The organism is Pseudomonas sp. HMSC066A08 (genome assembly GCF_001813025.1).
Classification (GTDB): Bacteria; Pseudomonadota; Gammaproteobacteria; order Pseudomonadales; family Pseudomonadaceae; genus Pseudomonas; species Pseudomonas aeruginosa.
This window is the reverse complement of record NZ_KV811377.1, coordinates 376-13941: the sequence shown is the minus strand read 5'-3', so window position 1 is coordinate 13941 and position 13566 is coordinate 376. Positions and strand designations below refer to the sequence as shown.

Annotated in this window: 10 protein-coding genes; all 10 read left to right on the top strand. The window is 66.9% G+C overall.

Annotation, left to right across the window (positions count from 1 at the left end; all coding sequences use genetic code 11):
• Window positions 1–10 precede the first annotated feature (10 nt).
• Window positions 11–1540, top strand: coding sequence for a histidine ammonia-lyase (gene hutH, locus HMPREF2886_RS31155; RefSeq protein ID WP_070749077.1), 1530 nt, complete (start codon window positions 11–13; stop codon window positions 1538–1540).
• A 195-nt stretch (window positions 1541–1735) separates the two neighbouring features.
• Window positions 1736–2704, top strand: coding sequence for an ABC transporter substrate-binding protein (locus tag HMPREF2886_RS31150; RefSeq protein ID WP_033967718.1), 969 nt, complete (start codon window positions 1736–1738; stop codon window positions 2702–2704).
• 24 nt (window positions 2705–2728) lie between these two features.
• The gene (locus HMPREF2886_RS31145; RefSeq protein ID WP_003095946.1) at window positions 2729–3580 is read left to right on the top strand and encodes an ABC transporter permease; all 852 of its coding nucleotides are present in this window, start codon (window positions 2729–2731) and stop codon (window positions 3578–3580) included.
• Complete coding sequence (locus tag HMPREF2886_RS31140; protein ID WP_003135837.1) at window positions 3577–4407, top strand: quaternary amine ABC transporter ATP-binding protein; 831 nt, start codon at window positions 3577–3579, stop codon at window positions 4405–4407. The genes HMPREF2886_RS31145 and HMPREF2886_RS31140 overlap by 4 nt, the downstream gene beginning before the upstream one ends.
• On the top strand, window positions 4404–5936 hold the full coding sequence (hutH, locus tag HMPREF2886_RS31135; protein WP_070749075.1) for an HAL/PAL/TAL family ammonia-lyase: 1533 nt from the start codon (window positions 4404–4406) through the stop codon (window positions 5934–5936). Before HMPREF2886_RS31140 ends, hutH (HMPREF2886_RS31135) begins: the two co-directional genes overlap by 4 nt.
• Window positions 5933–7141: an imidazolonepropionase gene (gene hutI, locus HMPREF2886_RS31130; RefSeq protein WP_033977060.1), complete on the top strand. Its 1209-nt coding sequence runs from the start codon at window positions 5933–5935 to the stop codon at window positions 7139–7141. The genes hutH (HMPREF2886_RS31135) and hutI overlap by 4 nt, the downstream gene beginning before the upstream one ends.
• Window positions 7134–7934, top strand: a complete 801-nt coding sequence (gene hutG / locus HMPREF2886_RS31125) for an N-formylglutamate deformylase (RefSeq protein ID WP_033977058.1) — start codon at window positions 7134–7136, stop codon at window positions 7932–7934. The genes hutI and hutG overlap by 8 nt, the downstream gene beginning before the upstream one ends.
• Window positions 7935–8220: 286 nt before the next feature.
• The gene (locus tag HMPREF2886_RS31120) at window positions 8221–10593 is read left to right on the top strand and encodes a type VI secretion system Vgr family protein (RefSeq protein ID WP_070749073.1); all 2373 of its coding nucleotides are present in this window, start codon (window positions 8221–8223) and stop codon (window positions 10591–10593) included.
• Complete coding sequence (gene pldB, locus HMPREF2886_RS31115) at window positions 10590–12827, top strand: type VI secrection system-dependent phospholipase D effector PldB (RefSeq protein WP_070749071.1); 2238 nt, start codon at window positions 10590–10592, stop codon at window positions 12825–12827. Before HMPREF2886_RS31120 ends, pldB begins: the two co-directional genes overlap by 4 nt.
• Before the next feature lie 3 nt (window positions 12828–12830).
• A partial coding sequence (locus tag HMPREF2886_RS31110) for a tetratricopeptide repeat protein (RefSeq protein ID WP_070749069.1) occupies window positions 12831–13566 on the top strand: 736 nt, incomplete at its 3' end.

Sequence of the window (13566 nt, the reverse complement as noted above, 5' to 3'; positions counted from 1 at the left end):
GAGACCCTCGATGAGCCTGCACCTGAAACCCGGCCAGCTGACCCTCGCCGAACTGCGTCAAGCCTACCTCGCCCCGCTGCACCTGAGCCTGGATGCCAGCGCCGAGGCGCCGATCGCCGCCAGCGTAGCCTGCGTCGAGAGCATCATCGCCGAGGGCCGCACCGCCTACGGCATCAACACCGGCTTCGGCCTGCTGGCCTCGACGCGGATCTCCCCGTCCGACCTGGAGAAGCTGCAGCGCTCCATTGTCCTTTCGCATGCCGCCGGCGTTGGCGAGGCGCTGGACGATGCGATGGTGCGGCTGGTCATGCTGCTCAAGGTGAACAGCCTGGCGCGCGGCTTCTCCGGCATCCGCCGCAAGGTGATCGACGCGCTGATCGCGCTGATCAACGCCGAGGTCTATCCGCATATTCCGCTGAAAGGCTCGGTGGGTGCTTCCGGCGACCTGGCGCCACTGGCGCACATGTCGTTGTTGCTGATCGGCGAGAGCAAGGCCCGCCACAACGGCGAATGGTTGCCGGCGACCGAGGCGCTGGCGCTGGCCGGGCTGGAGCCGCTGACCCTGGCGGCGAAGGAGGGGTTGGCGCTGCTCAACGGCACCCAGGTGTCCACCGCCTACGCCCTGCGCGGCCTGTTCGAGGCCGAGGACCTGTTCGCCGCCGCCACCGTCTGCGGCGGGCTCAGCGTCGAGGCGATGCTCGGTTCGCGGGCGCCGTTCGACGCGCGCATCCATGCGGCGCGTGGCCAGCGCGGGCAGATCGACGTGGCCGCGGCCTACCGCGACCTGCTCACCGCCAGCAGCGAGGTGGCGCGTTCCCACGAGAAATGCGACAAGGTCCAGGACCCTTACTCGCTGCGTTGCCAGCCGCAGGTGATGGGCGCCTGCCTGACCCAGATGCGCCAGGCCGCCGAAGTGCTGGAGATCGAGGCCAACGCGGTGTCCGACAACCCGCTGGTGTTCGCCGCCGAAGGCGATGTGGTTTCCGGCGGCAACTTCCACGCCGAACCGGTGGCGATGGCTGCCGACAACCTGGCCCTGGCGCTGGCCGAGATCGGTTCGCTGTCCGAGCGGCGCATCTCCCTGATGATGGACATGCACATGTCGCAGCTGCCGCCGTTCCTGGTGGCCAACGGCGGGGTCAATTCCGGCTTCATGATCGCCCAGGTCACCGCCGCCGCCCTGGCCAGCGACAACAAGGCCCTGGCCCACCCGGCCAGCGTCGACAGCTTGCCGACCTCGGCCAACCAGGAAGACCACGTGTCGATGGCGCCGAACGCCGGCAAGCGCCTCTGGGCGATGGCCGAGAACGTCCGCGGGATCCTTGCCGTGGAATGGCTGGGGGCCTGCCAGGGCCTGGACTTCCGCGAAGGCCTGAAGAGTTCGCCGAAGCTGGAGCAGGCCCGTGGCCTGCTGCGTGCCAAGGTCGCGTACTACCAGGAGGACCGCTTCTTCGCTCCCGACATCGAGGCCGCCAGCCAGCTCCTGGCCAGCGGCTGCCTGAACGCGCTGCTACCGGCGCGGCTGTTGCCGAGCCTGTAAGGGCGGGCGTTCCCTGCCGTACCCATTGAAAGGAGACACGACATACCGGGCGGGCGTCCGCCCCCGATGCCCAGGGAGGGCTGCAACGGAACCAGCGGCGAGCGCGCTCGCCGTCCAATAACAACGATCAGGGCCGCCCGCGGCCCGCAGGTTTTCCAACTGCCTTTCCCAATCGTGCATCTGGAGCGTCGAACCATGCGATACAAGAAGTCGATGTTGAGTGTTCTCTGTGCCCTCGGCTTGCTCGCCGCCGCGGCGGGCGCCCAGGCGGAAGGCTGGTGCGAGTCCGGCAGGACGGTGAAGTTCGCCGGGCTGAACTGGGAGAGCGGTACCCTGCTCACCGAGCTGATGCAGTTCGTCCTGGCCAAGGGCTACGGCTGTACCACCGATAGCCTGCCGGGCAACTCGATCACCATGGAGCAGGCGCTGAGCACCAATGACATCCAGGTCTTCGCCGAGGAGTGGATCGGTCGCAGCGACGCCTGGAACAAGGCCGCCGCGGCCGGCAAGGTGGTCGGCGTCGGCGAACCCATCGTCGGCGCGGTGGAGGGCTGGTACGTGCCGCGCTACGTGATCGAGGGCGACCCGCAGCGCAAGCTCGAGGCGAAGGCGCCGAAGCTGCGCTCTATCGCCGACCTGGCGCAGTACGCCGAGGTCTTCCGCGACCCGGAAGAGCCGGGCAAGGGGCGCTTCTACAATTGCCCGGCCGGCTGGACCTGCGAGCTGGAGAACAGCGAGATGCTGAAAAGCTACGGCCTGGAGGAGACGTTCACCAATTTCCGCCCGGGCACCGGCCCGGCACTGGACGCGGCGGTGCTGTCGAGCTATCGGCGCGGCGAGCCTATCCTGTTCTACTACTGGTCGCCGACGCCGTTGATGGGCCGCGCCGACCTGGTGCGCCTGGAGGAAAGGCCCGGCGTCGACAAGCGCATCAGGATCCAGGTCGGCCTGTCGCGGACCTTCCACGACCAGGCGCCGGAGCTGGTGGCGGTACTGGAGAAAGTCAACCTGCCGGCGGAGCTGCTGAACAGCGACCTGGCGCGAATGGCCAAGGACAGGATCGATGCGGCGCGCCTGGCGCGCGAGTTCCTCAAGGAGCACCCCGAGGTCTGGCACGCCTGGGTCGACGAGGACGCGGCGAAGAAGATCGAAGCGGCACTCTGAACCCACGACCGACGAGAGCAGACCATGTTTCCCGAACGCCTGACATTTTCCATCGCCGACTGGGTCAACGCGTGGGTCGACGCCCTGGTGACCAACTACGGCGACCTGTTCCGCAAGATCTCCGACACCCTGCTGTGGGCCATCGTCAACCTCGAAGGGCTGCTCCGCGCCACGCCCTGGTGGCTGTTACTGGCGATCGTCGCGGCGATCGCCTGGCACGCCACCCGGCGCCTGCTGCCGACCCTGGTGATCACCGGCCTGCTGTTCCTGGTCGGCGCCGTCGGCCTCTGGGACAAGCTGATGCAGACCCTAGCGCTGATGCTGGTGGCGACCTTCATCTCGGTGTTGATCGGCATTCCCCTGGGCATCCTCGCCGCGCGCAGCAACCGCCTGCGCGCGGTGCTGATGCCGCTGCTGGACATCATGCAGACCATGCCCAGCTTCGTGTACCTGATCCCGGTGCTGATGCTGTTCGGCCTGGGCAAGGTGCCGGCGATCTTCGCCACCGTGATCTATGCCGCGCCGCCGCTGATCCGCCTCACCGACCTGGGCATCCGCCAGGTCGACAGCGAGGTGATGGAGGCGGTCAACGCCTTCGGCGCCAACCGCTGGCAGCAACTGTTCGGCGTGCAGTTGCCGCTGGCCCTGCCGAGCATCATGGCGGGGATCAACCAGACCACCATGATGGCCCTGTCGATGGTGGTGATCGCTTCGATGATCGGCGCCCGCGGCCTCGGCGAGGACGTACTGGTGGGCATCCAGACGCTGAACGTGGGCAAGGGCCTGGAAGCCGGCCTGGCGATCGTCATCCTCGCGGTGGTGATCGACCGCATCACCCAGGCCTACGGCCGTTCCCGGCACGAGACGAGCAAATGAGCGGTGCGCAGATGAACAAGATCGAAGTGAAGAACGTGTTCAAGATCTTCGGCCCGCGCGCCGATGCCGCGCTGGCGCTGATCCGCCAGGGGCGGAGCAAGGCCGAGGTGCTGGCGCAGACCGGCTGCGTGGTCGGCGTCAACGACCTGTCGCTGACCATCGGCGCTGGCGAGATCTTCGTGATCATGGGCCTGTCGGGTTCCGGCAAGTCGACCCTGGTGCGCCATTTCAACCGCCTGATCGACCCCACCAGCGGCGAGATCCTGGTGGATGGCGAGGACATCCTGCGCTACGACATGGAAGCCCTCCGGCAATTCCGCCGGCGCAAGATCAGCATGGTGTTCCAGAGTTTCGGCCTGCTGCCGCACAAGAGCGTGCTCGACAATGTCGCCTACGGCCTGAAGGTTCGCGGCGAAAGCCGGGCGCAGTGCCACGAGCGGGCCCTGCACTGGATCGCCACGGTGGGCCTGAAGGGCTACGAGAAGTCCTATCCGCACCAGCTTTCCGGCGGCATGCGCCAGCGCGTCGGCCTGGCCCGCGCGCTGGCCGCCGACACCGAGATCATCCTCATGGACGAGGCCTTCAGCGCCCTCGATCCGTTGATCCGCGCGGACATGCAGGACCAGTTGCTGGAACTGCAGAAAACCCTGCACAAGACCATCGTCTTCATCACCCACGACCTCGACGAGGCGGTACGCATCGGCAACCGCATCGCGATCCTCAAGGACGGCCAACTGATCCAGGTCGGCACGCCACGGGAAATCCTCCACCAGCCGGCCGACGACTACGTCGACCGCTTCGTCCAGCGGCGGGTGGCGAACCTATGAGCGACCTACCGAGCGTCGTGTTCGGCGACGGTCCGCTGCGTTGGCAGGACCTGGTCGCGGTGGCCCGGCATGGTGCGCGCCTGGAGCTGTCGGCGGCGGCCTGGACACGGATCGACAATGCCCGCGCCATCGTCCGCCGTATCGTCGCCAACGGCGAGCGTGCCTACGGCATCAGTACCGGCCTCGGCGCGTTGTGCGACGTCCTGCTGGAAGGCGAGCAGCTCGCCGAGCTGTCGCGCAACACCTTGCTCAGCCATGCCTGCGGGGTCGGCGAGCCGCTGCGCGACGAACAGACCCGGGCGATTATCTGTGCCGCCGTCGCCAACTACAGCCAGGGCAAGTCCGGGCTCGACCGTTCGCTGGTGGAAGGGCTGCTGGCGCTGCTCAACCACGGCATTACCCCGCAGGTGCCGGCCCAGGGCTCGGTGGGCTACCTGACCCACATGGCGCACGTCGGCATCGCCCTGCTCGGCATCGGCGAGGTCAGCTACCGCGGCAACGTCGTGCCGGCCGCCGCCGCGTTGGCGGCGGAAGGCCTGGCGACGGTGCGCCTGGGAGCCAAGGACGGGCTCTGCCTGGTCAACGGCACGCCGTGCATGACCGGCCTCGCCTGCCTGGCCCTGGACGACGCGCAGCGCCTGGCGCAGTGGGCCGACGTGATCGGGGCGATGAGCTTCGAGGCCCTGCGCGGCCAACTGGCGGCGTTCGACGCCGAGGTCGTTGCGCTCAAGCCGCATCCCGGGATGCAGCGGGTCGCCGCCAATCTGCGGGCCTTGCTGGCTGGCAGCCAGGTACTGGAGAACGCCCGCGGCATCCGCACCCAGGATGCCCTGAGCATCCGCTCGATACCGCAGATCCATGGCGCCTGCCGTGACCAGTTGGCCCACGCGGAGCGGCAGATAGAGACCGAACTCAACTCGGCCACCGACAACCCGCTGCTGCTGGGTACGCCGGAAGCCTACCGGGTGGTATCCCAGGCCAATCCCCACGGCGAATCGGTGGCGATGGCCGCCGACCTGCTGGCGATCGCCGTGGCCGAGCTGGGCGGGGTCGCCGAGCGGCGCCTGGATCGCCTGGTCAACCCGCTGGTCAGCGGCCTGCCGGCGTTCCTGGTGGGCAAGCCGGGAGTCAACTCGGGGATGATGATCACCCAGTACGTCGCCGCCTCCCTGGCTGGCGAGAACCGCCAGCTGGCGCAGCCGGTGGTGGTCGACAACTTCGTCACCTCGGCGCTCCAGGAGGACCACCTGAGCCTCGGCACCAGTGCCGCGCTCAAGCTTGGCAAGGCCCTGGAGAACCTCCGGCGGATCCTCGCCATCGAGTACCTGCTGGCCGCCCAGGCCTTCGAGTTCCTCGCCCCGCAACGCTTCGGCCAGGGCACCGCGGCGGCCTGGGGCATCCTGCGCGAGCGCGTGCCCGCGTACGACACCGACCGCTGGCTGGCTCCCGACATCGCCAGCGCGGCGGCCATCCTCGGCGAGCGGAAGAGTCTCGCCCGGCTGGCCGCGAGCATAGGAGACCTGCAATGAAACGACTCTGGCAGCATTGCCATGCCGCCACCCTCAAGGGCGGCAAGTACTCGATCGTCGAGGACGCCGCCCTGGTCACCGACGGTCCGCTGATCCACTGGATCGGCCCGCGCGCCGAACTGCCGCCCGACGACTACGCCGAACGCATCGACCTCGGCGGTGCCTGGCTGACCCCGGGGTTGATCGACTGCCACACCCACGCGGTGTTCGGCGGCAACCGCAGCGGCGAATTCGAGCAGCGCCTGGAGGGCGTCAGCTACGCCGAGATCGCCGCCGCCGGCGGCGGCATCGCCAGCACCGTACGCGCCACCCGCGAGGCCAGCGAAGAAGAATTGCTGGCCAGCGCGCGCAAGCGCCTGGACCCCTTGCTGCGCGACGGCGTGACGGCGCTGGAGATCAAGTCCGGCTACGGCCTCGACCTGGCCAGCGAACGCAAGATGCTACGGGTCGTCCGCCGCCTCGGCGAACGCCTGCCGGCGACCGTGCGCAGCACCTGCCTGGCCGCCCATGCGCTACCGCCGGAATACGCCGGGCGCGCCGACGACTACATCGAGCATATCTGCTCGACGATGCTCCCCGCGCTGGCCGGGGAGGGACTGGTGGACGCGGTGGACGCCTTCTGCGAGCACCTGGCGTTTTCCCCGGCGCAGGTCGAGCGGGTATTCGTCGCCGCCCGCGAGCTGGGCCTGCCGGTGAAGCTGCACGCCGAGCAGCTATCCTCGCTGCATGGTTCCAGCCTGGCGGCGCGCTACCGGGCTTTGTCGGCCGACCACCTGGAGTACATGACCGAGGACGACGCCCGCGCCATGGGCGAGGCGGGCACCGTCGCGGTGCTGCTGCCGGGCGCCTTCTACCTGCTGCGCGAGACCCGGCTGCCGCCGATCGATGCCCTGCGCCGGCACGGCGTGGCCATGGCCATCGCCAGCGACCTCAATCCCGGCACCTCGCCGGCGCTGTCGTTGCGCCTGATGCTGAACATGGCCTGTACCCTGTTCCGCCTGACCCCGGAGGAGGCGCTGGCCGGCGTCACCCTGCACGCGGCCCGGGCGCTGGGGCTGGAAGCCAGCCACGGCAGCCTGGAGGTCGGCAAGCTGGCCGACTTCGTCGCCTGGGACATCGAGCGTCCGGCGGAGCTGGCCTACTGGCTGGGCGGCGATCTGCCGAAACGCGTCATTCGCCACGCCGAGGAGGTATACCGTGGATGAAGTCCTGAGTTTCAAGCGCGGCCGCGTGCCGCTACTGATCAGCATGCCGCACCCCGGCACGCGCCTGACCCCGGCGGTGGACGCCGGCCTGGTGGAGGAGGCGCGGGCGCTGACCGATACCGACTGGCACATTCCCCGGCTCTACGATTTCGCCGAGGAACTGGGCGCCAGCACCCTGGCTGCCCACTATTCGCGCTATGTGGTCGATCTCAACCGCCCTTCCGACGACAAGCCGCTGTACAGCACCGCCACTACCGGCCTGTATCCGGACACCCTGTTCGACGGCCGGCCGCTCTACCGCGAAGGCATGGCGCCGTCCGCCGAGGAACGCATGCGCTACCTGGCCGAAGTGTGGACGCCCTACCACCGGACCATCGCCGAGGAACTGGCGCGGCTGAAGGCCGAGTTCGGCTACGCGCTGCTCTGGGACGCCCACTCGATCCGTTCCCAGGTGCCGCACCTGTTCGACGGCCGACTGCCCGACTTCAATCTCGGCACCAACGCCGGCGCCAGTTGCGATCCAGCGCTGGCGGCCCGCCTGGAGGCGGTCTGCGCCGCCGCCGAAGGCTACAGCCATGTGCTCAACGGGCGCTTCAAGGGCGGCCACATCACCCGCCACTACGGCCAGCCGGGGCAGCATGTCCATGCCGTCCAGTTGGAGCTGGCGCAGTGCACCTACATGGAGGAGCGAGTCCCCTTCGCCTACCGCGCCGATCTCGCCGAAGCGACCCGCGAGGTCATTCGTGCACTGCTGGAAACCCTGCTGGCCTGGGGGCGCGAACGCTACGCCTGAGGTGTCGTCCGTCGACACCGCTGGCTGGGCCGAGGAGGAGGGACGGGCGCGGGTGGCCGCGCCCGTCTTGTCGTAGCGCCCATCGCGATATGTCTCGCTCAGAAATATATGGTTACAAAGTCATGCAAGTCATGCACGACGGGCCTGCCAGGGCAGGTGCGCAAAGAGTTGCGCAACTTTTTTTCTTTATCCTCTCGGACTATTTGACGCGCGCGGGCACGAGCCCGCCGTATTCCAGGCTCCGGCCGCCCAGAAACGCAGGGACGCGTTTTACAGAGGACAGTGAATGTTCGCTCCCGCTAACCAGACGCACTTCAGTCTTCGTATCGAGAACCTTCGGCACGACCTGCAGGTGCTCGCCTTCACCGGCCGCGAAGCCATCAGCCAGCCATACCGCTTCGACCTGGAACTGGTCAGCGAACGACCCGACCTCGACCTCGACGCGCTGCTGCACCAGCCGGCATTCCTCGCGTTGTCGCCGGCAGGGGGCGGCATCCACGGGCAGATATTCAGCGTCGCCCAGGGCGATTCGGGCAAGCGCCTGACACGCTACCAGGTGACGCTCGTGCCGCGCCTCGCCTACCTGGCTCTGAGCAGCAACCAGCGGATATTCCAGCACCTCAGCGTGCCGCAGGTCATCGCCCAGGTGCTGGAAGGCCACGGTATCCTCGCCGACGCCTACCGCTTCCAACTCGGCCCGACGGTGTATCCGCCTCGCGAGTACTGCACCCAGTACGACGAAACCGACCTGGCGTTCCTCAGCAGGCTCTGCGAAGAGGAGGGCATCCACTACCACCATGAGTTTTCCCCGGACGGCCATGTGCTGGTCTTCGGCGACGACCAGACCTCCTTTCCGCAGCTGCAACGCCCCGTCGCCTATGTGCAGGACGCCGGGCTGGTCGCCGACCAGCCGGTGGTCAAGCGCTTCGGCGTGCGCTTCGACACCCGTACCAGCCGGGTCAGCCGGCGCGACTACGACTTCGAGCAACCCGCGTTGCAGATGCAGGCCGCCCATGGCCCGACGCTCGACGCGCAGCAGCCGGACCTGGAGGACTACGACTACCCCGGCCGCTTCACCCACCGCGAGCGCGGCAAGCACCTGAGTCGGCGCGCGCTGGAGCGGCACCGCGCCGACTACCGGCAGGCCAGGGGCGAAAGCGACGAGCCGGCGTTGGTCAGCGGGCATTTCCTGACCCTGTCCGCGCATCCCCGCGGCGAATGGAACGATCTCTGGCTGCTGACCGAGGTCCTCCACGAAGGGCGGCAGCCGCAGGTACTGGAAGAGTCGATCGACAGCGACGTCGCGCAGGGCCGGGGTGATTTCCGCCAGGGCTACCGCAACCGCTTCGTCGCCACCCCCTGGGACGTACCTTTTCGCCCTGCGCTGGAGCACCCCAGGCCTCACGTGTTGGGGACGCAGTCGGCGGTGGTCACTGGCCCCGCCGGCGAGACCATCCACTGCGACCAATACGGCCGGGTCAAGGTGCAGTTCTTCTGGGATCGCCTCGGCCAGGCCGACGACGACACCAGTTGCTGGTTGCGCGTCGCCTCCAACTGGGCGGGCCAGCGCTATGGCGGCGTCGCCATTCCGCGGGTGGGCATGGAAGTCCTGGTGGGTTTCCTGGAGGGCGACCCGGACCAGCCGCTGGTCACCGGCTGCCTCTACCACAGCGAAAACCGGGTGCCCTACGAGCTGCCGCAGAACAAGACCCGCAGCGTTTTCAAGACCGACAGCTACCCCGGCGGCGGCGGTTTCAACGAACTGCGCATCGAGGACCGCAAGGGCCAGGAACAGATCTTCATCCACGCCCAGCGCGACTGGGACGAGAACATCGAGCACGACCAGAAGATCCGTGTCGGCCACGAGCGCCACGACACGGTCGAGGGCGATAGCTACAGCGAGTTCAGGGCCGAGGAACAGCGCACGGTCCACGCCGACCGCAAGGTCGAACTGAAGGCGGCCGACCACCTCAGCGTCGCCGATGCGTTGCACCTGAGGATCGGCACCGGCCAGTTCGTCGAGGCGGGCGACGAGATCCATTTCAAGGCCGGCGACAAGGTAGTGATCGAGGCAGGCATGGAGCTGACCCTAAAGGGCGGTGGCAGCTTCGCCAGGCTCGACCCGGGCGGCGTCACCCTCGACGGCGCCCAGGTGATGATCAACAGCGGCGGCAGCCCCGGCATCGGCAGCGGCATGCGAGCGCTGTTGCCGCTGCAACCGCTCGCGGCCGACGCCGCCGCGGCCGGCGGCGCGCTGCTGGGAGCTATCGCCCAGAAGGCCGGCGAAGCGCCGCAGAAGCTGCTGCGCTTCGAACTCAGCCCGTTACCCGGCGTGCCGTCGGCGGCCAGGCAGCCGTATCGGCTCTACGCCAACGGTGCCCTCAAGGAGGAGGGCATCGCCGATGAAGGCGGCGCAATCAGCTTCGAGCCGCTGCCGGGCGAACGCACCTATCGGATCGAGACCGCCAATGGCCACGCCTACGACGTGGAGATGGTCGACCAGCCGGACGCACTGCAGGCCGATGACCGCCTCGCCCAGCAGGGGTTCCGCGACTACCGGGCGGAAATGCCCCAGCACAAGCCGCGTTCCGCCCCGGACGCCTACCGGCGCGACGCCTCGCGGCCCGGCGCCGCCGACAAGGATGACCCCACGCCATGAGCGACCTGTACAAACCGCAGACCCTCAAGCTGTACGCGCAACAGGCCGGCAGCGTCCGGCTGACCCTCGACTGGTTCGCCAACAAGGCCTTCTACCCACCGCGCGCGGGCGTGCACATCAAGCCGCTGATCAACGGCCAGGCGGTCTTCGACGCGGTGCATGCGGCGATGGAAGCGGCCCGGCACAGCATCGACATCATCACCTGGGGCTTCGACCCGGCCATGCGCTTCAAGCGCCCCGGTGGACCGCGAGTCGGCGAATTGCTGCAGACGAAGGGCCGCGAAGGGGTGCAGGCACGGGTGCTGGTCTGGAGCAACCAGCTCGCCAGGCTCAAGGAAAACACCATCCCCGGGGCCGGCGTCGGCGGTTCCGGCGGCACCTGGGCGGGCTCGGGCGTCGCCAGCGGCAGCGCGGTGGACAACGAGGTGCTGCGGCTGGAGCAGCGGCGCCAGCATAACCTCAACGTCATTGCGCGGCAGAAGGAAGCCCTGGAGCGCTCGGAACGGCTGCACCGCGAAGGCAGGCTGCCGAGCTTCGACCCGCGGGGCGCCGCCCACGCGCGGGCGCGCATCGCCGAACTGGAGGCGGAGAACGCCGAGATCCAGCGCACTTTCGACAGCAGCGAGGCCCAGGGCTATGGCGGCAAGAGCGGTTCCGGCGGCACCCGCCAGGACCCCTGGGGGCAGATATTCACCCGCGACTGGTTCAAGGCGGTACGCGGCGGCGGGTTGCAGAACGTCGAGTTCCGCACCCGCGACTTCGAGCAGACGGCCAGGCCGGTGATGAACGGCGACCAGGTACGCCTCGTCAACGGGCGGCTGCAAAGCCTGATCCACCTGCTGCGCGCCGATGGCATCGACGACCTGGGCATCGGCCAGTTGCTGGTACTCACCCAGTTCGCCAGCCATCACCAGAAGATGGTCCTGGTCGACTATGGCAGCCCGCAGGCCATCGGCTTCGTCATGGGTCACAACATGCACCGCAACTACTGGGACACCAGCGCCCACCTGTTCGACGACCGCGCCGCCGGTCGCGATCCCGGGTTCGGGCCCTGGCAGGATATCTCCATGCAGGTCCAGGGACCGGTGCTGGCCGACCTCAGCCGCAACTTCAGCGAGGCCTGGGACCTCGAGACGCCGTGGTACAAGCGCTGGTTCTCGACGCCATCGCTGACCGCCGAGCGCGACGCCTTGCCGCTGCCGAAGATCGCCACGCCCGCCAGCAACAGCGTCGCGCAGATTTGCCGGACCCAGCCACAGGACGGCGAGCGCTCGATCCTGGAGCACTATCTCAAGGCCCTGGGCAATGCCACCGACTACGTCTACATGGAAAACCAGTACTTCCGTTATGCCGGCTTCGCCGAGCGCCTGCGGAAGACCGCGCAGGCCCGCAAGGCCCGGGGCGTGCCCGGCGACCTGTACCTGTTCGTCGTGACCAACACCCCCGACTCCAGCGACGCCTCGAAGACCACCTACGACATGATGAAAGGCCTGGGCCAGGAGCAGCTGATGCCGCAAGTGCAGCGCGACCTGGCGCATGACCTGCGGGAAAAGCGCGAGCAGTTGAAGCAGCTCAGGGAAAACCCGCACCCCGATCCCTATGTCCGGCGCGGCCAGGAAAACAACATTGAACGGCTGCAACGCAAGATCGAGGCGCTCGAAGAGAAAGGCGTGACGCCGGAAGTCGAGCAACGCCTCGGCGGTCTCGGCGCGCAGGACATTCCCGAACTGGCGAAGAACACCGGCGAGGACGACAAGCCCTACCAGCTCGCCGACGTGCCCGGCCTCAAGGTGGTCGTCGCCACCCTGGCCACCAGCGACCCCGCCCCCGGCAGCCCGCCGCCAGTACGCATGTCCGCCGAAGCCGAGGCCGCCCTCGGGGCGCCGCCGCTGAAGGCGCGCTACAAGCACATCTACGTGCACTCCAAGCTGCTGCTGGTGGACGACCTCTATACCCTGCTCAGCTCGGCCAATATCAATGTCCGCAGCATGCATAGCGACAGCGAGTTGGGGATTGCCCAACCCAATCCGGATTTGGCGAGGGCGATGCGGAAGGAGTTGTGGGGGGCACATGCTTATAAGTTGGCCGAAACGACCGAAAAAAACTTCGAGTTGTGGAATCAGAAGATGGATAAGAACTGGAAGCAGCAGCGAAATGGTGAACCTCTAACGACCCATTTATTACGATTCTGGGATGTCACCACGCCCTATAGTCCCAATTTTACGGTGGACTGAGCGATGCGTATCTCTATTTATCTGTTCACTTTCCTGCTGAGTTTCGGAGTTTCCGTTATGGCCGACAGCAAATCATTCGTCTGCGTTAATGAAAAAGACCATCTGCCGCCGTTGGATTCGCAAGCCGATGCTTGGTACCGCGAAGCAGCCGCCTTGGCCAAGCCCGATACTCTACGGCCCTGGGGTCGTATCGTCGAGCTTTACAGCAAGGCAGTTGAGCGCGGCCACTGGAAGGCGATGCACAACTTGGCGAATCTTTATCGTACAGGGTGGCCTGGGGGCGTGGAGAAAGATACACAGAAGGCACTGGATATCTATCAGAAGATGATCGAACTGAACATTCCTCAAGGTTTCTATGATATGGGGGCAATGATCGGTAATCGTGCCGGGGTCAAGAATCCTGCAACTGATGGTCTGACTTTTCTTGATAAGGCTGCTAGCCTAGGAAATCCGCCGGCGCTAACCGAGCTGGGTAAGCTTTATATTTATGTTGCCAAAAACAGAGAGTTGGGTTTGGCATATACTCAATGTGCTGCCAGTCAGGGTTATGCTCCGGCAAACTATGAGTTGGGAAGTTACTACGAACTCGTCGAGCATAATTTTCCAAAAGCATTGGGTTACTATCAGGTGTCAGTCTCTCAGGGCGGCAAGAGCGCGGCTTTATTTGTTGCCGGTGTTTTTGATAAAGCCAGCCCAGATGTCGATAGAATGTGGTACGCCCCCGATGAGAAGCTGCACA

Excerpts from the sequence above, each read along its gene's own strand:
- hutH (WP_070749077.1), top strand. The coding sequence starts at position 11 with ATGAGCCTGCACCTGAAACCCGGCCAGCTGACCCTCGCCGAACTGCGT.
- HMPREF2886_RS31150 (WP_033967718.1), top strand. The coding sequence starts at position 1,736 with ATGCGATACAAGAAGTCGATGTTGAGTGTTCTCTGTGCCCTCGGCTTG.
- HMPREF2886_RS31145 (WP_003095946.1), top strand. The coding sequence starts at position 2,729 with ATGTTTCCCGAACGCCTGACATTTTCCATCGCCGACTGGGTCAACGCG.
- HMPREF2886_RS31140 (WP_003135837.1), top strand. The coding sequence starts at position 3,577 with ATGAGCGGTGCGCAGATGAACAAGATCGAAGTGAAGAACGTGTTCAAG.
- hutH (WP_070749075.1), top strand. The coding sequence starts at position 4,404 with ATGAGCGACCTACCGAGCGTCGTGTTCGGCGACGGTCCGCTGCGTTGG.
- hutI (WP_033977060.1), top strand. The coding sequence starts at position 5,933 with ATGAAACGACTCTGGCAGCATTGCCATGCCGCCACCCTCAAGGGCGGC.
- HMPREF2886_RS31120 (WP_070749073.1), top strand. The coding sequence starts at position 8,221 with ATGTTCGCTCCCGCTAACCAGACGCACTTCAGTCTTCGTATCGAGAAC.
- pldB (WP_070749071.1), top strand. The coding sequence starts at position 10,590 with ATGAGCGACCTGTACAAACCGCAGACCCTCAAGCTGTACGCGCAACAG.